The organism is Bacillus sp. 7894-2 (assembly GCF_002272225.1).
Lineage (GTDB): Bacteria > Bacillota > Bacilli > Bacillales > Cytobacillaceae > Cytobacillus.
Window position 1 is genome coordinate 13,659 of the sequence record NZ_NPDG01000026.1, and the last position, 20,819, is coordinate 34,477.

The following is a 20,819-nucleotide window of genomic DNA, read 5'->3' on the forward strand; positions in this document are numbered from 1 at the left end:
TGGCCTTCATTAAAAGTGTGTTGGAGAAAAGGGAGGATTCTTATGAAGCATTTAGCACAGCAGGATGAGCAGGTTTTCAAGTCGATTCAGGAAGAATTAGGACGCCAGAGATCAAAGATTGAATTAATCGCTTCTGAAAACTTTGTCAGTGAAGCGGTAATGGAAGCACAGGGTTCTGTTTTAACAAACAAGTATGCTGAAGGCTATCCGGGACGCCGCTATTATGGCGGATGTGAGCATGTGGATGTCGTCGAAGATTTAGCCCGTGACCGTGCGAAAGAAATTTTCGGTGCAGAGCATGTGAACGTGCAGCCGCATTCAGGTGCACAGGCAAACATGGCCGTATACTTCACTGTGTTAGAGCAGGGAGACACGGTTCTTGGCATGAATCTATCCCATGGCGGACATTTAACGCACGGAAGCCCTGTTAACTTCAGCGGTGTGCAGTACAATTTTGTTGAATATGGTGTGGATAAAGAAACACACCGCATTGATTACGAAGATGTCCTTGAAAAAGCCCGCGCGTCTAAGCCGAAATTAATTGTAGCGGGTGCAAGTGCCTATCCGCGTGAAATTGACTTCAAGCGTTTCCGTGAAATTGCCGATGAAGTCGGTGCCATGCTGATGGTTGATATGGCTCACATTGCAGGCCTTGTAGCTGCTGGTCTTCATCAGAATCCGGTTCCGTTCGCGGACTTTGTTACAACTACTACTCATAAGACATTGCGCGGACCGCGCGGCGGCATGATTCTCTGCAAAGAAGAATATGCGAAGAAAATTGATAAATCCATTTTCCCTGGAATCCAGGGCGGCCCTTTAATGCACGTCATTGCGGCAAAAGCGGTTGCCTTCGGCGAAGCGCTTCAGGATGACTTCAAAACCTATGCAGGCAATATCATTTCGAATGCTAAAAAGCTGGCTGAAGCATTAAAGGCTGAAGGAATTGACCTTGTATCACAGGGTACAGACAACCATCTGCTGCTGGTTGACCTCCGTTCCCTTGGCCTGACAGGGAAAGTAGCTGAGAAAGTACTTGATGAGGTCGGCATTACAGTCAACAAAAACACCATTCCATTCGATCCGGAAAGCCCATTTGTCACAAGCGGCGTCCGCATCGGTACAGCGGCTGTTACGTCCCGCGGATTTGGCGAAAAAGAAATGAAGGAAATTGCATCCATCATTGCCTTCACACTTAAAAATCATGAAGATGAAGGGAAGCTTCAAGAAGCGGCTCAGCGCGTCGAAGCCCTAACAGGCAGCTTCACTTTATATCCTGAATATTAATCAATCAGCCGGTCTCAGCTAGAGGCCGGCTTTTATGTGGTAATATAAGAAAATTTTGGACTTTGCGAAACTGTTTAGCTCCCGGTTCTAAGCCAATCCTTCCATGTCGCCAATAAACGCTCGACTTCCGCTTTTGCTTGCTTTTTGGAAATAATATATCGCGATATGTTGATAACTTTGTGGATTAATTTATCTACGTCTAGCTTCAGCGCCTACCCCCTCGAGGTCACAAGACGAGCCTCCCAAAAGGCAAAGAACGCCTTCCGGGAGGCTCGTCTTGTGCTTGTCGGGGGTGAACGAGGCGCTTCCGCTTTTGCTGTAATAATGACTTTTCTTTTACAAATACGAATCATAGTTGCCGATGGAATTGTTTTTCTGTAAAATTAGACGAAGTGTGGTTCGACTAATCTGCATAATGAAAAGGAGAGATACTCATGGCAAAGGTTTACGTTTTTGATCATCCATTAATTCAGCATAAGCTTACATACATTCGTGAAAAGAGTACGGGAACAAAGGAATTCCGCGAGCTTGTCGATGAAGTGGCAACACTGATGGCATTCGAAATTACCCGTGATATGCCTTTAGAAGAAATTTCTATCGATACACCAGTCAGCACGATGAAGTCTAATGTTCTTGCAGGAAAGAAGCTGGGAATCATCCCAATTCTGCGCGCAGGTATTGGAATGGTTGACGGCATCCTGAAACTGATTCCAGCTGCAAAAGTGGGCCATATCGGCTTATACCGCGACCCGGAAACCCTGCAGCCGGTTGAATATTATGTAAAGCTTCCAAGTGATGTGGAAGAAAGAGATTTCATCGTCGTTGACCCTATGCTTGCAACGGGCGGTTCTGCGATTGAAGCCATCCACTCTCTCAAAAAGCGCGGAGGCAAAAACATTAAATTCATGTGCCTGATTGCCGCTCCTGAAGGCGTAGAAGCTGTGAAAGAAGCTCACCCTGACGTTGACATTTACATTGCAGCATTAGATGAAAAATTGAACGAAAAAGGCTATATCGTCCCTGGTTTGGGCGATGCAGGCGACCGTTTATTCGGAACAAAATAACATCAGCAGCAGCGAACAGACAAAAAGATTGAAAACATCTTTTAATAAAGGAAGGTGCTCTGATTGGATCGTCCGATTAAAGTAATGACGATTTTCGGGACAAGGCCTGAAGCCATTAAAATGGCACCCCTTGTTCTTGAACTTCAAAAACACCCTGAGTATTTTGAATCGATTGTGACCGTGACGGCACAGCATCGTGAAATGCTTGATCAGGTATTAAATATTTTTAAGGTCACACCCGATTATGACCTGAATATCATGAAAGACCGCCAGACACTGGTAGACGTGACTACACGCGGACTTGAAGGTCTTGATAAGATCATGAAGGAAGTAAAGCCGGATATCGTGCTTGTTCACGGTGATACCACTACAACGTTTATTGCAAGCCTTGCCTCTTTCTATAACCAGATTGTCGTCGGCCATGTGGAAGCGGGACTGCGCACATGGAATAAATACTCTCCATTCCCTGAGGAAATGAACCGTCAGCTTACAGGTGTCATGGCTGATCTGCACTTCTCGCCAACATCGAAGTCAGCGGAAAACCTCTTAAATGAGAATAAAAAGAGCGAAAGTATTTTCATCACCGGAAACACGGCCATTGATGCGCTTAAAACTACGGTTAAAGACACGTATCACCATGAAGTCCTGGAGAAAATCGGCGATGACCGCCTTGTGCTACTGACTGCACACCGCCGTGAAAACCTGGGAGAACCGATGCGCAACATGTTCAAGGCTATTAAAAGGCTGGTGGAAGAACAGAAAGATATACAAGTCGTATATCCCGTTCATATGAACCCTGCTGTACGGGAGATTGCATCAGAAATCCTTGGCAGCGATAGCCGCATTCATCTGATTGAGCCGCTTGACGTTATTGATTTCCATAACTTTGCCTCAAGAGCTCATCTGATTCTGACCGATTCAGGCGGAGTTCAGGAAGAAGCACCATCACTTGGTGTGCCTGTCCTTGTTCTGCGAGACACAACGGAAAGGCCTGAAGGAATTGAAGCCGGAACCCTTAAGCTTGCCGGCATTGAGGAACAGCCAATTTACGAACTGGCAACGGAGCTTCTGACTGATGGGGCAGCCTATGAAAAAATGGCTAAAGCTGTAAACCCATATGGAGACGGAAATGCTTCCAGAAGAATTTGCGATGCCATCCGCTACCATTTTAAACAGACGAATGATCGTCCGGAAGAATATAAACCGCAAAACTAATAGAAATGCACCTCTTTTAAAAAGGGGTGCATTTTCTGTTCCTTTTTCAAAAAGGGGAGGGGAGAAGCGGGCCCTATTATTTGAAAAACATCATGGTTGATATGTTGGTGGGTGGATGGTTGAAGATGAACCGGGAAATCTATTTAATTTTTATGTTAAAAGTCTCTTTCCCCGCCACGCTGGAAAAGTTATGATAGAGTATAGAAGAAATGAAAGATAGATTTGAACACGGTTAACATGTTGATGGTTGGATGGTTATTTGCAAAATGTTAATATATCAACGTTTCAAAAGAGTTTAGAGTGATCAAATGACGTATTCATGGTTAAAGAAATGGCGGCAGAAATGACATCATTTACCGCGGAAAATGACCATGGTGGTTTTGTTGGCGGTTAGGTGGTTAGTCGTGGGTAGTGCCCGGCGGGAACTGGGTGATCGGCAAGATACCAAGAAAGGTGCTGAAGGACGTTGGCAAATCAGTATTTGACAATGAAGGAGCTTAAAGAGGCACTTCCGGACATACCTGAGAATAGCTTAAAGCGTTATTTGCAGGAGCATGCAGAATACATAAATTATCGGAAGGAACATAATCGCTATAAAATCCAGGCTTCCGAAATTGAAAAGCTTAAATTTATCCGTAAATTATATTCAGATGGGCTGAAAAAAGAGGAAGTCACAGCAAAGCTTGAGGATGCAGGAATTCCGGTTATCATTACAGTGGAGGATGAGGAAGAAAGCAGCTCCACCTCACTTATGAATGTGAATTCCGAACTGACAGATATGAAGAAGCTTGTCAGCTTCCTCGTGCAGCAAAACGAGCAATCCCGTCTTACCCAGAATAAAATCAGAGAACAAAACAAGCAGCTGATACATGAGGTGCACGAGCTCAAACTCACTATTGAAGATTTAAGAAATGCCCATGCACAAGGCTATGAAAAAGAGAGCGAAAAAGTTACTACTCTTTATGAAAAACTGATGGCGACACAACAGTCTGTAGAAGAAGTAGCCGGTGCATTAGAGGCTGAAAAAAGCAAAAGCATCTGGCAGAAGATATTTGGAAAGTAAAGGAATGACCAAATTGCAAGATTAACGTTTAGACTGCTGTCTGCGGGGTATTGGCATAATGATTTTATATACCCGGGAGGTCGAATAAATGAGAGCATTAGCCGTTTTAGAAGGAGCATTGATTGTCTGGATCATTATGCTTGTAGGTTCATTAATGGGAACCTTCATGTCTGAAGGTTTCATCGCCCTGGTATTTAAGCTGGCAGAAGGAAAAGGAATCCTGCTTACAGTATTACTGATAATAGCGACCCTAGCGGATATGTGGAGAGATAAAAAGCGGGACCATCTAATTCAAAAAGGAAAACTGGAACCGAATCAGCTGTTTTAGTACATAAAGGGACAAAGCCATCATTCATTTGATGGTTTTTTTATAATCTGAAAGTACCATTTTCTGAAAATACTAAAAACTGTATTGATAATCAATTAAAAGATAGATAGTATTAATTATACAGAATATTGTATATTGATCAGTTTTTGAAAAGGAGATGAAGTTTTGAAAAGATTAAGGTTATTGTTAATCGTACTCACATTAGTCTTAAGTTCTGCAGCTTTTTCTGGAAATATCGTTAATGCCAAAGAAAGGTCCGGGCAGAAATTAAGCCATGCCCATCCGAAAAAGGCAGGCTTTGATATGGAGAAATTGAAGGGTATTGATAAAGCCGTTACGGAGGCTATTGAGGATGGTGTTACACCGGGTGCGGTAGTTCTTGTAGCCAAGGATGGAAAGATTGTCAAAGAGGAAGCGTACGGATATGCACAAAAGTATGATATGGGGGAATTGCTCGAGAACCCCAGAAAAATGAAAAAGAAAACAATGTTCGACCTTGCTTCCGTTACGAAGGTGATGGGAACCACTCAGGGCATTATGAAACTTGTCAGTGATGGGCAACTTTCAGTCAATGACAGGGTATCAGATTTTATTCCAGAGTTTGCCCAGCATGGAAAAGAAGATATTACAGTAGCTGACCTGCTGACACACACCTCAGGGCTGACTCCCTGGAAGCCGACATACCTCTACGCTCATAATTCGGAAGAGGTTCTGAATTATATAAATAAGCTGCCGCTTGAATATCCGACTGGCACGGACAGAAGATATAGCGATTTTAGCTTTATGATGCTGGGTTTTTTAATCGAAGAGATCAGTGGACAGAAATTGGATAAATACTTAGAAGAAAACATTTATAAACCATTAAAAATGAATGATACGATGTTTACACCACCTGACCATTTCAAGAAAAAGATTGCGGCTACCTCATGGGGAAATCTTTATGAGTATAAAATGATTGATGACCCTAATTTCGGGTACTATGTTGAAGAAAGCCCGGACATGTTTAAAAACTGGAGAAATTACACCTTAGTTGGAGAAGTTAATGATGGAAATAGCTTCTATGGCAATAAAGGGGTTGCGGGCCATGCGGGTTTATTTTCAACAGCAAGGGATCTTGCCGTATTGGGCCAGACCATGTTAAATGGCGGAACGTATGGAAAAACAAAAATGTATAATAAAGAAGTAATTGATATCTTTACCTCTCCTCAGCGCTTTGGCCAGGGTTATGGCTGGGAGTTGGATAAAAGCTGGTATATGGGAGAACATTATTCTGACAAAGCCTTTGGCCATACTGGTTTTACCGGAACGCAGGTTATTATTGATCCAGAGGAAAACCTTCAGATAATCCTGCTGACGAACAAACAAAACAATGGACCTTTGCCAAGCGGATCATACCGAAGCACAGGCGCTCTTTCTAAAGAAGTCGCCAATATTGTTTATGAATCCTTGAACTAGCCGTAATATTATATTGATTTACGCATACAAGGCATCTATTCAGCCCACCCTAAAACAAAAAGAGGGTGGGTTTTCTAATGAAAAAATTCTTTCACATCATAACAGTACTAGTTTTATTCTTGATTCAAACTCCGGTTTCAGCCCGAACACTTTCACACCCTCCTATACCGGAAGAGTCACCTGATATTGAAAAAGTGGCCATTGTAGTACTGAAAGAACCAAATAATAAACAGGAAATCAAAAAAATGATAGAAAAAAATCCTGAGCTGCAAATCAGGCAAACATTCAATCAGGCATTAAACGGCTTTTCCGTTAAAGGAAAGCCATCTGCCTTGCAAAGCCTGCAAAGAATAGATTCAGTCTCTTCTGTTTCACCGGTAAATACCTATCATGTTCATTCCGATGACAATATCAAGCTGATTGGCGGCCTGAATGCGAGAGGCTATTATGATGAAAATAATCAGCGCCTCACTGGCAAGGGTGTGAAAGTAGGCGTGATCGACACCGGCATTGATTATAATCATCCTGACTTGCGAAGAAGCTATGGAGGCGGTCGCGATTTGGTGGATAATGATAGAGATCCGATGGAAACGAAGGCAGCCGGGGGACAGGGCACACTGCACGGCACTCACGTCGCGGGCATTATTGCGGCAAATGGCAGGATCCAGGGGGTCGCACCGGAAGCAACCATCATCGCCTACAGGGCTCTCGGACCGGGCGGAAGCGGAACAACAGAACAGGTGATAGCGGCCATCGAACAGGCCATAAAGGATAAAGTGGATGTATTAAACCTTTCATTGGGAAATAACGTAAACGGGCCTGACCTTCCGATAAGCATGGCCCTGAATAAAGCGGTTGAAAAAGGAATAACCGCTGTCACTTCTTCAGGCAATTCTGGCCCGAACATCTGGACCGTCGGATCACCGGGAACAGCATCGAAAGCCATTTCTGTCGGAGCCTCTACACCAACAATAAAGGTGCCATTTTTAAGCATAAACGGACGTGAAATCCGCCTTGATCTGCTGCAGGGTTCAAAGGAGTGGGAATTCGACCGCTCCTACGAAGTGATTGATGGAGGGATTGGGCATCCGGATGAATTGAAGAATGCAGAAGGTAAAATAGTCTTAATAGAAAGAGGGGAGTTGACGTTTACAGATAAAGCTGTCCATGCACTGGAAGCAGGAGCAGAGGGAGTCATTATCTATAACAATACAAAAGGCAGGTTCTTTGGCAATCTGGACAGCGAGGTTCCCATTCCGGCAGCGGCGCTTTCAAAGGAAGAAGGAGAGGACCTCAAGAAGCTCATGAAGGAAGGAAGGCTCCTTGCCCGGACTAATATAATAGAAGAAAGGGACATACTGGCTGACTTCAGCTCACGAGGACCTGTTACATCCACATGGGAAATTAAACCGGATGTTGTGGCACCGGGAGTTGCCATAAATAGTACCATTCCCGGCGGATACCTGCCGCTTCAGGGAACAAGCATGGCCGCTCCGCATGTAGCCGGTGCCTGTGCGATCCTCAAACAGGCTCATCCCGAGTGGGGGCCGGAACAAATCAAGGCAGCACTCATGAATACCGCTAAACTTATTAAGAACGCGGATGGACAAACTTATAGAACGTATGAGCAGGGGGCCGGTCGAATCCAGCTTGAACAGGCGCTGAAAGCAGAAACGCTTGTCTTCCCGGCGTCCATGCAATTCGGGAAATTTCAGATCGCAGACAGGCTGCATGACCACAGCAGTTTTATAACGGTTGAAAATATAAGTGAAAAAACGCAGTCTTATTCCTTTTCCGTACCCTATAAGGAGCAGGGCATCAATTGGGAAATGCCTATGACGTTTCAATTGAAACCGGGCGAAAAGAAAAAGGCTGAAATTAAAATGTCTGCTGATCCAACCCTTTTAAAGAAAAAGATCCATGACGGCTACCTTCTATTGAAAGCAGGTGCAGAAAGTATTCATATTCCATACCTGTATGTGCTGGAAGAGCCTGATTACCCAAGGGTGATGGGATTCGGTATCGGCAAAGGAGATAAGCCTGGAACGTATCGCTATGAGGTGTATCTGCCTGGCGGGGCGGAGGAATTCGGAATTGCGATGTTTGATTCGGAAAGTCTCCGGTTTATGGGATTTCTGGATTGGAAAAGAAATGCCGGAAAGGGACAGCTGCTGCAGGAAATTCCTGCTGAAAAGCTGCCTGGGCCGGGGCTGTACCTGGCGAAAGTGTTTGCCAAAAAAGCCGGCAGGGAAGACTGGATCGAAACGTATCTGTTTGTCAGGCCGGATGGCCAGTTGGGAGACCCGGAGCCTTCAGCAGATCAGAAGAGAGTACTAAAGTAAAAAAATAAAGCGTTTTCAGGAGCGACGCAGAATCTCGCTCCTTTTTCAATAGAAATCCGAAAATTAAATGTGATAAATATGTGAACATACCATATTTTTGCCTTTTTGTTTGTGAACTTTTTCACTCCAAACGCATTGACATTGACAAAGCCCTATTGTATGCTTACAAAGGGTAAAAGATGATAGGGTTTTCAAAATATTTTTGCAGACATATTTCCCACTTCTGCATGATGTTTATATGATTATTTACGGCCTCAAAACCCTCTTACCATTCTCTTTAAGGGAGGATGCGTTTTTATGCGTCAAAAAGACCGCAACCCATTTAAGGCGATGGCCTTAATGTCCGCCATTCTTTCTCAGTTAGTAGGTTCCACGCTCATTGGCATTTTCGCCGGAAGATGGCTTGACAGCAAGGCAGCAACTGAGCCTTTATTCCTTTTAATCGGCTTGTTCATTGGGCTGGGCGCAGGGATATACGCCATGCTACGTCTAATCCAACATTTTTTCACAGGAGAATGAACATCATGCCGGAAATCAAAGCAACTTTTCAAAGACAGCGGAAATACATATTCCTATTGTTGTCTGTTTACGTTCTCGGCTGGGGTTTTACACCATATCAATCTATTTTTCTTGGCTTGATCTTTGGTACAGGCTTAAGTCTGTTCAATTTGTGGCTGATTTCACGAAAGGCGCTGCAATTTGGAGAGGCGGTCGAGAGAGGCGAGAAGGTGCGTTCACTTGGAACGGTATCCAGAATGGCTACAGCAGTATTTGCTGTGATGATCGCTCTGGAATACCCTGATAAGCTGCATCTGATCAGTATGGTATTTGGATTAATGACATCCTATATTGTCATTATGATAGATTATTTTCTTCAATCTTTTCAATTACGTAAATAGCGGGAAGAGAGGTGAACACTATTGCATCATGAAGCTCCTATAGTGGACTTTTTAGGATTGAATTTTAACTTATCAAATGTACTGATGATCACAGTGGCAAGTGCTATTGTATTCATTATTGCTTTACTTTCAACCCGTCGATTGGCCATGAAACCAACGGGGATGCAAAACTTCTTCGAGTGGGTAATGGATTTTGTTAAGAATATCATTAACAGTACGATGGACTGGAAGACAGGCGGAAGATTCCATATCCTTGGATTAACCCTGATCATGTATATTTTTGTTTCAAACATGCTCGGACTTCCGTTCGCGATCACTTATGATCACACTTTATGGTGGAAATCGCCAACAGCCGATCCTGTTATCACCTTAACATTAGCGGCAATGGTAGTCGGGCTTTCGCATTACTATGGCGTAAAGCTTAAAGGAGTAGGAGAATACGGCCGGGATTTTATCAGGCCAATGCCTTTCTTGTTCCCATTGAAAATTATTGAAGAGTTTGCAAACACTCTGACATTAGGACTTCGTCTTTACGGTAACATCTACGCGGGTGAAATCCTGCTGACGTTGCTTGTCGGAGGACTCGCACATGCGGGTATAGGCGGAATGCTTGCCGCAGTTATACCAACACTTGTATGGCAGGGATTCTCAATCTTTGTCGGATCTATCCAGGCATTCATTTTCTGTATGTTAACAATGGTTTATATGGCACACAAAGTGAGCCAGGACCATTAATATATACCTGTTCATTTTATGGACAAAACATTTTAAACAAATAAATTTTCATACAATTTAAGGAGGAACTCAATAATGGGTCTTTTAGCAGCAGCAATTGCAATCGGTTTAGCAGCACTAGGTGCCGGTATCGGTAACGGTCTTATCGTTTCAAAAACAGTAGAAGGTATGGCTCGCCAGCCGGAAGCTCGCGGTATGCTTCAAACTACAATGTTCATCGGGGTTGCACTAGTTGAGGCCGTTCCGATCATTGGCGTTGTTATCGCGTTCATGGTTATCGGCGGTTAATTAATACTGTACCAATCGTTCAAAAATGGCGAAGATCATTCCATGAACCTTCGCCATTCCTTTATGTTTTTTACTGAAAAACTAAATCGGAATCATGCATATGACTCCGTTTCATAAGTGGAACAACTCTTGAAGGGAGTGAATCGAGGGTGTTAACAAACAGTCTAGTATTAGGCGCTGCAGGCAGCGGTTTTAACGGCGGGGACATTTTGTTCCAGCTGTTCATGTTCATTATCTTGTTGGCATTGCTGAAAAAATTCGCGTGGGGTCCGTTAATGGGCATTATGCAGCAGCGTGAAGAGCACATTGCCGGTGAAATCCAAGCGGCTGAAGAAAGCCGTACAGAAGCAAAGAAGCTTTTAGAAGAGCAAAGAAATCTTTTAAAAGAAGCACGTACTGAAGCGCAGGGCCTTATCGAAAATGCGAAGAAACAAGGCGATGTGCAGCGTGAGGAGATCGTTGCGGCTGCCCGCACTGAGTCTGAGCGCATTAAGGAATCTGCCAAGCTTGAAATCGAACAGCAGAAAGAACAGGCAGTTGCCGCTATCCGCGCGCAAGTCGCTTCATTGTCTGTCCTAATTGCTTCCAAGGTTATCGAGAAGGAACTAAGTGCAAATGATCAGGAAAAGCTGATCAATGAATACATTCAAGAGGCAGGAGAAAAGCGATGACGGGCTCCACAGTAGCAAAGCGCTACGCGTTGGCTCTTTTCCAGCTTGCGAATGAACACCAGCTTCTTGACCAAATGGAAGAAGAGCTTCGTGCAGTGAAAGAAGTAGTAAACCATAACTCAGATTTAAAGTCTGTTTTGAAATCTCCAAAGCTTTCAATTGAGAAGAAAAAAGAGATTTTAAAAGAAGCATTTGCATCTGTGAACACGTATGTTCTAAACACGTTAATGATATTAATTGAACGCCACCGTGAAGATCATATCTCTGATGTGGCAGATCATTTTATAAGCCTGGCGAATGACAAAAAAGGTATCGCGGATGCAAAGGTATACACTGTCCGTCCGCTATCTGAAGCAGAGAAGGAAGCATTATCTGTGTCATTTGCAGCTAAGGTTGGGAAAAAATCACTTCGTATTGACAATATAGTTGATACTAACTTGCTCGGCGGCATCAAGCTTCGAATCGGAAACCGGATTTTCGACGGCAGCTTGCGCGGGAAGCTAGAGCGTCTTGAACGTCAATTGTTAGGCTAAGATTCGTAGATAGGGGTGAAACTCATGAGCATCAATGCTGAAGAAATCAGTGCGCTGATAAAAAAGCAAATCGAAAACTATCAGTCGGAAATTCAAGTGAGTGATGTAGGTACGGTTATCTCTGTTGGTGACGGTATCGCTCGTGCTCATGGCCTCGACAATGTCATGGCTGGAGAACTTGTTGAATTTTCAAACGGCGTTATGGGGATGGCACAAAACCTTGAAGAAAATAACGTCGGTATTATCATTTTAGGACCATTTACAGAAATCCGTGAAGGCGATGAAGTACGCCGTACGGGCCGCATCATGGAGGTACCGGTTGGTGAAGAATTAATCGGCCGCGTAGTAAACCCTCTTGGACAGCCAGTAGATGGCATGGGACCAATTAACACAACCAAATCACGTCCGATTGAAAGCCAGGCACCAGGTGTTATGGATCGTAAATCCGTACACGAGCCGCTTCAAACAGGAATCAAGGCGATTGACGCACTTGTGCCAATCGGCCGCGGACAGCGTGAGTTAATCATCGGTGACCGTCAAACAGGTAAAACATCCGTTGCAATCGATACAATCCTGAACCAAAAAGATCAGGATATGGTATGTATCTATGTGGCAATCGGACAAAAAGAATCTACAGTTCGTAATGCAGTAGAAACACTTCGTAAGCAAGGTGCGCTTGATTATACAATCGTAGTTACAGCATCTGCATCACAGCCTGCTCCAATGCTATACCTGGCTCCTTACGCCGGTGTAACAATGGGTGAAGAGTTCATGTACAACGGCAAGCACGTTCTTGTTGTGTATGATGACTTAACAAAGCAAGCTTCTGCTTACCGTGAGCTTTCATTGCTATTGCGCCGTCCTCCAGGCCGTGAAGCATATCCAGGGGACGTATTCTACTTGCACAGCCGCTTATTAGAGCGCGCTGCAAAGCTAAGCGATGCGAAAGGTGCAGGTTCAATCACTGCTCTTCCATTTATCGAAACACAAGCAGGCGATGTTTCTGCTTACATTCCGACAAACGTTATCTCAATCACTGACGGACAAATTTTCCTTCAGTCTGACCTATTCTTCTCCGGTGTACGTCCGGCGATCAACGCAGGTCTTTCTGTATCACGTGTAGGTGGATCTGCACAGATCAAAGCAATGAAAAAGGTTGCAGGTACACTGCGTCTTGACCTTGCTTCATACCGTGAACTTGAATCATTTGCCCAGTTCGGTTCTGACCTTGATAAAGCAACACAGGCTAAACTTAACCGTGGTGCCCGTACAGTAGAGGTTCTAAAGCAGGATCTTAACAAGCCGTTAAAAGTTGAGAAGCAGGTTGCAATCCTTTACGCTCTAACTCGCGGCTTCTTAGATGACATTCCTGTACAGGATATTCGTCGTTTCGAATCTGAATTCCTTTCATGGTTAGACCATAACCGCAAAGATTTGTTAGACCATATCGTGACTACAAAAGAACTTCCTTCTGATGACGATATGGCATCTGCGATTAACGACTTTAAGAAAACTTTCGCAGTATCCGAATAATAGAGCATGCAATTAAGGTTAGGGGTTTAATCCCCTCCTTTTGCTTCTCTTGTTAGGGTCTGACAAACTTTGAAAAAGGGTGGTGAGAACCTGTGGCATCATTACGCGATATAAAAAATCGTATTACTTCTACGAAGAAAACGAGTCAAATTACAAAGGCAATGCAGATGGTATCGGCTGCGAAAATGAATAAGGCGGAAATGAATGCAAGATCATTCGTGCCTTATATGGAGAAAATCCAGGAAGTTACGGCAAGCATCGCTTTGGGAAGCAAAGATGTCTCACATCCAATGCTGACCAGCCGCCCAGTCAAGAAAACTGGTTACCTTGTAATCACTTCTGACCGCGGACTTGCGGGAGCTTATAACAGTAACGTCCTGCGAAATGTCTACCAGACAATTCAAAAGCGCCATAAATCACCGGATGAGTATGCAATCATTGCAATCGGACGTGTGGGCCGTGACTTTTTCAGAAAGCGCAATATGAACGTCATTCTGGATATTGTTGCTGTTGCGGACCAGCCTGCATTTGCTGAAATCAAGGATATTGCCAGCAAAGCAGTTGGCATGTTCGCTGATGAGACATTTGACGAATTATATATGTACTACAGCCATTATGTCAGCGCGATTCAACAGGATGTAACAGAGAAGAAGCTTCTTCCGCTTACGGATATCTCCAGCTCAACAAAGCTTACATCTTATGAATTTGAACCTTCCGCTGAAGAAATTTTAAAAGTTTTGCTGCCTCAATACGCTGAAAGCTTAATTTACGGAGCGCTTTTAGACAGTAAGGCAAGTGAACATGCTGCAAGGATGACAGCGATGCAGAATGCAACGGATAACGCTAAAGAGCTTATCAACTCGTTAAGCCTAAGCTACAACCGTGCACGTCAGGCAGCCATCACGCAGGAAATTACCGAAATCGTCGGCGGAGCAGCCGCGTTAGAATAAAAAAGAAAAGCGGAAGCGCCTCGGTCAGCCCCGACAATGACCTCGAGGGGCTAGGCGCTGGAGCTAGACACAAACGAAATGAGGAGAACAGGGCTGCCTGTACTCTCCCATTACGTGAAATGAAAGAGGAGGGAAAAAGATGAACAAAGGACGCGTTCTTCAAGTTATGGGTCCGGTTGTTGACGTAAAGTTCGAAAGCGGCCAGCTTCCTGAGATCTATAATGCATTGACTGTTACTAACCCAGCGCGTAACGAATCTGAAGTTGACATCAACTTAACCCTTGAAGTTGCCCTTCATTTAGGTGATGATACAGTCCGCACAATTGCAATGTCTTCTACTGACGGCTTACAGCGCGGAAGTGAAGTTATTGACACTGGTGCTCCTATCTCTGTACCAGTAGGTGATATAACACTTGGACGTGTATTCAACGTGCTTGGAGAATCAATCGACTTAGATCCAGCAATCGCTGCAGATGCCCGTCGTGATTCTATCCACAGAGAGGCTCCTAAGTTTGAGCAGCTTTCTACGGAAGTAGAAATTCTTGAAACTGGAATTAAGGTAGTAGACCTTCTTGCTCCATACATTAAAGGTGGTAAGATCGGTCTGTTCGGTGGTGCCGGTGTAGGTAAAACCGTTTTAATCCAGGAATTGATCAATAACATCGCTCAGGAGCACGGCGGTATTTCCGTATTCGCCGGTGTTGGTGAGCGTACGCGTGAAGGTAATGACCTTTATCATGAAATGACGGATTCAGGCGTTATAAAGAAAACAGCGATGGTATTCGGCCAGATGAACGAGCCGCCGGGAGCGCGTATGCGTGTTGCCCTGACTGGTTTGACTATGGCAGAATTCTTCCGTGATGATCAGGGACAGGACGTTCTTTTCTTCATGGATAACATCTTCCGTTTCACTCAGGCAGGTTCAGAGGTATCAGCCCTATTAGGCCGTATGCCATCTGCCGTTGGTTACCAGCCGACACTTGCTACTGAAATGGGTAAATTACAGGAACGTATCACATCTACTAACGTAGGTTCTGTTACGTCCATCCAGGCGATTTACGTACCAGCCGATGACTATACGGATCCGGCTCCGGCTACAACTTTCGCCCACTTAGATGCAACAACTAACCTTGAGCGTAAGCTTTCTGAGATGGGTATCTACCCTGCGGTGGATCCACTTGCCTCCACTTCCCGTGCATTGTCACCGGAAATCGTTGGCGAAGAGCACTACTCAGTTGCACGCCAAGTACAGCAGACATTACAGCGTTACAGAGAACTTCAGGATATCATTGCGATCCTTGGTATGGATGAGCTTTCTGATGAAGACAAGCTAATCGTAGCACGTGCGCGCCGTATCCAGTTCTTCTTATCTCAAAACTTCCACGTTGCTGAGCAGTTTACTGGCCAGCCAGGTTCATACGTACCTGTTAAAGAAACAGTTAAAGGCTTCAAAGATATTCTTGAAGGCAAGTACGACCACCTGCCAGAAGATGCATTCCGACTTGTCGGCCGAATCGAAGAAGTAATCGAGAGTGCAAAGAAAATGGGCGTAGAGGTCTAATTCTGGACCAGGAGGGTAAAAAATGAAGACGATTAAAGTCAGTGTTGTTACTCCCGATGGCCCGGTGTATGAATCAGATGTGGAAATGGTAAGCACAAAAGCTCAAAGCGGTGAGCTTGGAATTTTACCTGGACACATTCCAATGGTTGCACCGTTACAAATTGGAGCCGTTCGTTTAAAAAACGGCGGAAAAACTGATTTCGTCGCAGTAAGCGGCGGATTCCTTGAAGTCCGTCCGGAGCAGGTAACGATTTTAGCGCAATCTGCTGAACAGGCAGATGAAATTGATGTAGAGCGTGCCGTTCGTGCCAAGCAGCGTGCTGAACAGCGCATGAATGAGCAGAAGCGTGAAAACATTGATTTCCGCCGTGCAGAGCTTGCACTTCAGCGTGCGATCAACCGTATCGAAGTTTCGGAAAGAAAGTTTTAATAACAATTCACAACACCTCCTGGCCTGGCTGGGGGGTGTTTTTTGTTTCAGAAATATTTACCACCCAAGTTTTAAGAAAATTGCCCCAAAAAAGAGATAAATCACTCGAATTCTTTTATATAGGCCTTTACAATAGAAGAGAGTAAACCTTTAAAGGTTACTCTCTTTTTTAAAGCTATTATGCAAGTCTATTTGAATAAAAGGAGGAGCCGCAATGCTGGAGTTTGATACAAATATAGACCAATACGCTACGATCAAAGTCATCGGAGTCGGCGGCGGGGGGAATAACGCTGTTAATCGGATGATCGAACATGGAGTTGAGGGAGTAGAGTTTATTGCTGTTAATACAGATGGACAAGCTCTAAATCAATCAAAGGCAGAAGTAACCATGCAAATCGGTGCAGCCTTAACAAGGGGCCTGGGTGCTGGGGCTAATCCTGAAGTGGGCAGAAAAGCAGCTGAGGAAAGTGAAAGCCAGCTTCGTGAAGTGCTGAAGGGTGCTGACATGGTATTCGTTACGGCTGGAATGGGCGGAGGAACCGGAACGGGTGCAGCTCCTGCCATTGCACGCATTGCACGTGAAGTGGGTGCACTGACTATTGGTGTCGTAACACGCCCTTTCAAATTTGAAGGACGTAAGCGTGCAGCCAATGCGGATGCAGGCATCGAAGCCATGAAAAAAGCTGTGGATACGCTCATTATTATTCCAAATGATCGCTTATTGGAGATTATTGATAAGAAGACACCTATGCTTGAAGCATTTATGGAAGCGGATAATGTTCTTCGTCAGGGCGTTCAAGGCATTTCTGACCTGATTGCCGTTCCTGGTTTAATCAATCTTGATTTTGCAGATGTCAAAACAGTAATGTCCCATAAAGGAACAGCACTGATGGGGATTGGAATTGCCACTGGGGAGGACCGTGCGGCTGAAGCAGCCCGGAAAGCCATTTCAAGCCCGCTGCTTGAAACATCCATTAACGGAGCCCGCGGTGTCATCATGAACATTACAGGCGGAGCAAATATCAGCTTATATGAAGTGCAGGAGGCTGCAGATATTGTTGCTTCTGCTTCAGATGAAGAAGTGAATATGATTTTTGGTTCAGTCATAAATGATTCCTTGAAGGAAGAAATTCTTGTTACGGTTATCGCTACCGGCTTCAATGAACAAGAGGAGTTAAGAGCAAAACCGAGTACAAGACCATCTGTAGAAAAAGAATATGATCATACATATCATTATGCAGAAGAACCAGCAAATCGCCGGCAGGCTAGAGAGGCCAGAGAGCCCAGGGAATATCGGGAACCGGTCCAGGATAACTACCGTGTGCAGGCTGACCCGCAGGAAGAGTCACTTGATACACCGGCGTTCCTTAGAAACCGCAGAAGACGCTAATGATAGAAACAGGCTGCCACAAAGAGGGCAGCCTGTTTTTTTAGGTGAATTTTATAGATGGTTGATATGTTGGTGGGTGAGTGGTTGATGCTGATACATGAAGAAAGGACAGGCATCTGCCTGTCCTTCATTTATTTTAATACTTTGTCTGGTCATATAGTGTTAACTGATCCAAATTCTTATGCACGGTTATGAGCTTTTTAAGAAGGCTCATGAACTTTTGTTTATCTTCAAAAGGAGTCACATCCAGCTCCCTTTTCAGCTCATTGCTTTTTGTAACGAGCTCATCGAATTTTTGAATAGCTGGGCAGTTGTTATTAGTCATAAGTAATTCTCCTAATCTAAGCTCTTAATATAACTTTATCACAAAAATAAATTTCAAAGAAAACAGCTATGTTTCATTTATATTAAAAAGGAATCACCAGCTTAACTATTTTGTTAAAAATGTCAGACTTTGTTGAAACCTGGAGAATAGAGTCATATAGTATCAACATGCTTAGAAAAGCGGAAGCGTTGAAGCTAGACAGTTATCGACGTACAAAATTAGATATTTGGTTTTAATAAAAGACAAGGTTCGAGAAATCCAGGGGGTGATTTCCTTGTCGACTGTATTATTTGGAACGATAGAATATTATGAAAGAGAATTAATCAGCTATTTTACAAATAATCATATTAGCAATAAGGATGATGCCACCATTAGAGTATTCCTTATGCTAGAAGCTGAGATATTCAATGTGTTCTTATTTGACGAAGCGGTCCGGATTCGATGTATGCAAAATCTATTAAAAGCTTTTTGCCGGGTATCTGAAACACACTTGATCAATTAGCAGCTTATAAATGAATAGAGGAATTGAAATAAGAGGTCCCTGCAGTGAGAGACCTCTTTGTTTTAATTAAGGATAGTAACCTTTACATCTTTTCTTCCCCACTGCAGTGCATCCTGTTCTCCAGGAATAAACACATCAATTTCATGTCCGTTAATTCCGCCGCCTATATCCTCGGCCGTTGCATATCCATATCCTTCTACAAATACTTTAGAACCTAAAGGAATCACGTCCGGATCAACTGCAATTACTTTTTTATCCGGGTTATCGATAAGATTGACGCCTGTTTTCGTAATGCCGATGCATCCTTCACAGCTCGCTGTATAGGCAGTTGCCGTGACAGTCAGAACTTTGCCTGCTTTTTCTGCCGGCTTATTGGTGTTGGCTGCTTTTACGACTGTCTTAGGCTTGGCAGCTTCTTTTTTCGCTGAACCATTTTTATAGATGATAAGCTCTAAACCGGGTTTAATAAGATCGGATTTCAGCTGATTCCACTTTTTAAGGTTATGTACATTAATTCCATATGTTTTGGCAATATTCCAGAGAGTATCACCGGATTCTACTATGTATATTTCTTCAGGTGAGACATCAAGCTTATCTTTTGGATGAATCGAATCTCCAGTGAGTCCATTCCAGTTTTTAATATCCTGAACAGACACTTCATGTTTTTGTGCTATGGACCACAGGGTATCCCCTTTATTTACAGTTACTTCTTCTGCATATGCGCTTGCACCTGCTGTGCTCCAGATGATTAAGCTTGCGAGCAGATAATAAAAATACTTTTTCATGTTAAACCTCCTATTAGTTGGTTGACAATTATTATGCTAGCACAGAAAATTCTGAGAAAAAGAACAGAGAGGTAATAATTAAATTACGCAGATTTCAGGAGAATAACGCAGAAATGGCAAACCATCATAATGGTCATACTAGATGGACAAAAAGTATGAGAAATAGTCATATTTGATATATTTAAACCTTAAGATGGTTTTAATAGAAAGTTTTTCCTTAAGAGGGTAAAACGAAAAATTATTCCGGGGTGTTACATATCTCACTGACAAAGAAGAAAGTTTGTTTTTTAATGGTAGATGAATATAAAGAAGAATTTAATGGATATTGACAGGGGGCAAGCTCATATAATCTTAGGAAGGTGTTAATCGCGGGTTTGTAAATTCTCTCCCGGAGAACCTGATTTTGTGCCCAGCGATAATTTCCAATAATAGTCTGAGGTTGTGTCGACACATGGGAGAGTAGGGTGTATAATGGTTACGGTTACATGTTTAAATGTTGTGAAAATTTTCAGCATTGGAGGGGATGGGCATGGAGCTTTGGAATTTATACCAGAATAACTATTTGATAGTTTTCGTGTTTTTGTGCCTTGGCGTGTTGCTGCCTGTGGTGGCTTTGTTTTTGGGAAAGCTTTTGCGGCCCTATAAGCCATATGATACGAAGTATACCACATATGAGAGCGGGATTGAGCCATTCCATGATTCGAGGGTGCAGTTCAATGTCCGCTATTATATTTTTGCCCTGATGTTTGTCATATTTGATGTGGAAACAGTATTTTTGTACCCGTGGGCAGTGGCATATGAGAAGCTTGGTATTTTTGCATTGATTGAGATGCTGATTTTTGTATTTATGCTAATAATTGGACTTGTTTATGCATGGAAAAAGAAGGTGCTGAAATGGATTTAAAGCTGGATAATATTACACCGGAAGAAATGGAAGAACTACAGCGCAATGTGTTTATGGCAACTTTGGAACAAATTAAAGCGTGGGCGCGGAGCAATTCATTGTGGCCAATGACCTTCGGGCTTGCTTGCTGTGCCATTGAAATGATGGGTGTGGGTTCATCGCATTACGATCTGGACCGTTTTGGTTCTTTTTTCCGTACATCTCCCCGTCAGTCTGATGTCATGATTGTTTCAGGTACAGTAACAAAGAAAATGGCGCCTATTGTCCGCCGCCTATATGATCAGATGCCTGAACCTAAATGGGTGATCGCGATGGGCTCCTGTGCAACTGCGGGTGGGCCATATGTGAAATCGTACTCAGTTGTTAAAGGGGTCGACCAGATTGTCCCTGTTGATGTATACATACCAGGATGCCCGCCGAACCCGGCAGCATTAATTTACGGAATTAACAAGTTAAAAGAGAAAATCCGTTATGAGGCTAAGACTGGGAAGAAGGTGATCTAACCTATGAGCGGAGAAAAGGATCTTGAACAGCTGAAAAAAGAGGCTGCAGCAAAAGCGAA

The 20,819-nt window shown here is 43.7% G+C and carries 23 protein-coding genes; 21 read left to right on the forward strand and 2 right to left on the reverse strand.

Annotated features, from left to right (window positions below; translation table 11 throughout):
• The first annotated feature begins 42 nt into the window (after positions 1-42).
• The 18 genes from CHI10_RS05015 to ftsZ all read left to right on the forward strand — a co-directional run bounded on the left by CHI10_RS05015 (position 43) and on the right by ftsZ (position 17,741).
• The gene (locus CHI10_RS05015) at positions 43-1,284 is read left to right on the forward strand and encodes a serine hydroxymethyltransferase (RefSeq protein ID WP_095243229.1); all 1,242 of its coding nucleotides are present in this window, start codon (positions 43-45) and stop codon (positions 1,282-1,284) included.
• A 434-nt stretch (positions 1,285-1,718) separates the two neighbouring features.
• Positions 1,719-2,348 (forward strand): uracil phosphoribosyltransferase, encoded by a 630-nt coding sequence (gene upp / locus CHI10_RS05020; RefSeq protein WP_095243230.1) that lies wholly within the window; start codon positions 1,719-1,721, stop codon positions 2,346-2,348.
• 63 nt (positions 2,349-2,411) lie between these two features.
• On the forward strand, positions 2,412-3,563 hold the full coding sequence (gene wecB / locus CHI10_RS05025; protein WP_095243231.1) for a non-hydrolyzing UDP-N-acetylglucosamine 2-epimerase: 1,152 nt from the start codon (positions 2,412-2,414) through the stop codon (positions 3,561-3,563).
• Positions 3,564-4,029: 466 nt separating this feature from the next.
• The gene (locus CHI10_RS05030; RefSeq protein ID WP_095243232.1) at positions 4,030-4,626 is read left to right on the forward strand and encodes a hypothetical protein; all 597 of its coding nucleotides are present in this window, start codon (positions 4,030-4,032) and stop codon (positions 4,624-4,626) included.
• A gap of 88 nt (positions 4,627-4,714) precedes the next feature.
• Complete coding sequence (locus CHI10_RS05035) at positions 4,715-4,954, forward strand: hypothetical protein (RefSeq protein WP_095243233.1); 240 nt, start codon at positions 4,715-4,717, stop codon at positions 4,952-4,954.
• 165 nt (positions 4,955-5,119) lie between these two features.
• Entirely contained in the window at positions 5,120-6,409 is a 1,290-nt protein-coding gene (locus CHI10_RS05040) for a serine hydrolase (protein WP_286137181.1), read from the forward strand.
• Positions 6,410-6,486: 77 nt separating this feature from the next.
• Positions 6,487-8,751 (forward strand): S8 family serine peptidase, encoded by a 2,265-nt coding sequence (locus tag CHI10_RS05045; RefSeq protein WP_095243234.1) that lies wholly within the window; start codon positions 6,487-6,489, stop codon positions 8,749-8,751.
• A 297-nt stretch (positions 8,752-9,048) separates the two neighbouring features.
• A complete protein-coding gene (locus tag CHI10_RS05050; RefSeq protein WP_095243235.1) occupies positions 9,049-9,270 on the forward strand; it encodes an AtpZ/AtpI family protein in 222 nt (73 codons plus the stop codon).
• A gap of 5 nt (positions 9,271-9,275) precedes the next feature.
• Positions 9,276-9,650: an ATP synthase subunit I gene (locus CHI10_RS05055; RefSeq protein ID WP_095243236.1), complete on the forward strand. Its 375-nt coding sequence runs from the start codon at positions 9,276-9,278 to the stop codon at positions 9,648-9,650.
• Positions 9,651-9,671: 21 nt separating this feature from the next.
• Positions 9,672-10,385, forward strand: a complete 714-nt coding sequence (atpB, locus tag CHI10_RS05060) for a F0F1 ATP synthase subunit A (protein ID WP_048007942.1) — start codon at positions 9,672-9,674, stop codon at positions 10,383-10,385.
• Between the two features lie 75 nt (positions 10,386-10,460).
• The gene (gene atpE / locus CHI10_RS05065; protein WP_009332220.1) at positions 10,461-10,673 is read left to right on the forward strand and encodes a F0F1 ATP synthase subunit C; all 213 of its coding nucleotides are present in this window, start codon (positions 10,461-10,463) and stop codon (positions 10,671-10,673) included.
• Between the two features lie 149 nt (positions 10,674-10,822).
• Entirely contained in the window at positions 10,823-11,344 is a 522-nt protein-coding gene (locus CHI10_RS05070; protein WP_095243237.1) for a F0F1 ATP synthase subunit B, read from the forward strand.
• Positions 11,341-11,877, forward strand: a complete 537-nt coding sequence (locus CHI10_RS05075; protein ID WP_095243238.1) for a F0F1 ATP synthase subunit delta — start codon at positions 11,341-11,343, stop codon at positions 11,875-11,877. Before CHI10_RS05070 ends, CHI10_RS05075 begins: the two co-directional genes overlap by 4 nt.
• A gap of 24 nt (positions 11,878-11,901) precedes the next feature.
• Entirely contained in the window at positions 11,902-13,410 is a 1,509-nt protein-coding gene (atpA, locus tag CHI10_RS05080; RefSeq protein ID WP_076257122.1) for a F0F1 ATP synthase subunit alpha, read from the forward strand.
• A 92-nt stretch (positions 13,411-13,502) separates the two neighbouring features.
• Entirely contained in the window at positions 13,503-14,360 is an 858-nt protein-coding gene (locus tag CHI10_RS05085) for a F0F1 ATP synthase subunit gamma (protein WP_095243239.1), read from the forward strand.
• A gap of 139 nt (positions 14,361-14,499) precedes the next feature.
• A complete protein-coding gene (gene atpD, locus CHI10_RS05090) occupies positions 14,500-15,921 on the forward strand; it encodes a F0F1 ATP synthase subunit beta (protein ID WP_095243240.1) in 1,422 nt (473 codons plus the stop codon).
• Between the two features lie 22 nt (positions 15,922-15,943).
• On the forward strand, positions 15,944-16,351 hold the full coding sequence (locus CHI10_RS05095) for a F0F1 ATP synthase subunit epsilon (RefSeq protein WP_095243241.1): 408 nt from the start codon (positions 15,944-15,946) through the stop codon (positions 16,349-16,351).
• A 214-nt stretch (positions 16,352-16,565) separates the two neighbouring features.
• On the forward strand, positions 16,566-17,741 hold the full coding sequence (ftsZ, locus tag CHI10_RS05100; RefSeq protein WP_095243242.1) for a cell division protein FtsZ: 1,176 nt from the start codon (positions 16,566-16,568) through the stop codon (positions 17,739-17,741).
• A 136-nt stretch (positions 17,742-17,877) separates the two neighbouring features.
• On the opposite strand, the gene CHI10_RS05105 is transcribed toward ftsZ, so the two are convergent.
• Positions 17,878-18,066: a hypothetical protein gene (locus CHI10_RS05105; RefSeq protein WP_095243243.1), complete on the reverse strand. Its 189-nt coding sequence runs from the start codon at positions 18,064-18,066 to the stop codon at positions 17,878-17,880.
• A gap of 274 nt (positions 18,067-18,340) precedes the next feature.
• Between CHI10_RS05105 and CHI10_RS05110 the strand changes: the two genes are divergently transcribed.
• Positions 18,341-18,568 carry a hypothetical protein gene (locus CHI10_RS05110; RefSeq protein WP_095243244.1) on the forward strand — a complete coding sequence of 76 codons (228 nt, stop codon included), beginning with the start codon at positions 18,341-18,343 and terminating at the stop codon, positions 18,566-18,568.
• Between the two features lie 62 nt (positions 18,569-18,630).
• On the opposite strand, the gene CHI10_RS05115 is transcribed toward CHI10_RS05110, so the two are convergent.
• Positions 18,631-19,353 (reverse strand): LysM peptidoglycan-binding and 3D domain-containing protein, encoded by a 723-nt coding sequence (locus CHI10_RS05115; RefSeq protein ID WP_095243245.1) that lies wholly within the window; start codon positions 19,351-19,353, stop codon positions 18,631-18,633.
• 529 nt (positions 19,354-19,882) lie between these two features.
• On the opposite strand from CHI10_RS05115, the gene CHI10_RS05120 reads away from it, so the two are divergent.
• Complete coding sequence (locus CHI10_RS05120; protein WP_035327896.1) at positions 19,883-20,257, forward strand: NADH-quinone oxidoreductase subunit A; 375 nt, start codon at positions 19,883-19,885, stop codon at positions 20,255-20,257.
• Positions 20,248-20,760, forward strand: coding sequence for a NuoB/complex I 20 kDa subunit family protein (locus CHI10_RS05125; RefSeq protein WP_035327895.1), 513 nt, complete (start codon positions 20,248-20,250; stop codon positions 20,758-20,760). The genes CHI10_RS05120 and CHI10_RS05125 overlap by 10 nt, the downstream gene beginning before the upstream one ends.
• The last annotated feature ends 59 nt before the right edge of the window (positions 20,761-20,819 follow it).

Coding starts and splice junctions, on each gene's coding strand:
- CHI10_RS05050 (WP_095243235.1), top strand. CDS start 9,049: ATGCGTCAAAAAGACCGCAACCCATTTAAGGCGATGGCCTTAATGTCC.
- CHI10_RS05120 (WP_035327896.1), top strand. CDS start 19,883: ATGGAGCTTTGGAATTTATACCAGAATAACTATTTGATAGTTTTCGTG.
- CHI10_RS05035 (WP_095243233.1), top strand. CDS start 4,715: ATGAGAGCATTAGCCGTTTTAGAAGGAGCATTGATTGTCTGGATCATT.
- CHI10_RS05105 (WP_095243243.1), bottom strand. CDS start 18,066: ATGACTAATAACAACTGCCCAGCTATTCAAAAATTCGATGAGCTCGTT.
- CHI10_RS05075 (WP_095243238.1), top strand. CDS start 11,341: ATGACGGGCTCCACAGTAGCAAAGCGCTACGCGTTGGCTCTTTTCCAG.
- upp (WP_095243230.1), top strand. CDS start 1,719: ATGGCAAAGGTTTACGTTTTTGATCATCCATTAATTCAGCATAAGCTT.
- CHI10_RS05115 (WP_095243245.1), bottom strand. CDS start 19,353: ATGAAAAAGTATTTTTATTATCTGCTCGCAAGCTTAATCATCTGGAGC.
- atpE (WP_009332220.1), top strand. CDS start 10,461: ATGGGTCTTTTAGCAGCAGCAATTGCAATCGGTTTAGCAGCACTAGGT.
- atpD (WP_095243240.1), top strand. CDS start 14,500: ATGAACAAAGGACGCGTTCTTCAAGTTATGGGTCCGGTTGTTGACGTA.
- CHI10_RS05095 (WP_095243241.1), top strand. CDS start 15,944: ATGAAGACGATTAAAGTCAGTGTTGTTACTCCCGATGGCCCGGTGTAT.
- CHI10_RS05055 (WP_095243236.1), top strand. CDS start 9,276: ATGCCGGAAATCAAAGCAACTTTTCAAAGACAGCGGAAATACATATTC.
- CHI10_RS05125 (WP_035327895.1), top strand. CDS start 20,248: ATGGATTTAAAGCTGGATAATATTACACCGGAAGAAATGGAAGAACTA.
- atpA (WP_076257122.1), top strand. CDS start 11,902: ATGAGCATCAATGCTGAAGAAATCAGTGCGCTGATAAAAAAGCAAATC.
- ftsZ (WP_095243242.1), top strand. CDS start 16,566: ATGCTGGAGTTTGATACAAATATAGACCAATACGCTACGATCAAAGTC.
- CHI10_RS05045 (WP_095243234.1), top strand. CDS start 6,487: ATGAAAAAATTCTTTCACATCATAACAGTACTAGTTTTATTCTTGATT.
- CHI10_RS05015 (WP_095243229.1), top strand. CDS start 43: ATGAAGCATTTAGCACAGCAGGATGAGCAGGTTTTCAAGTCGATTCAG.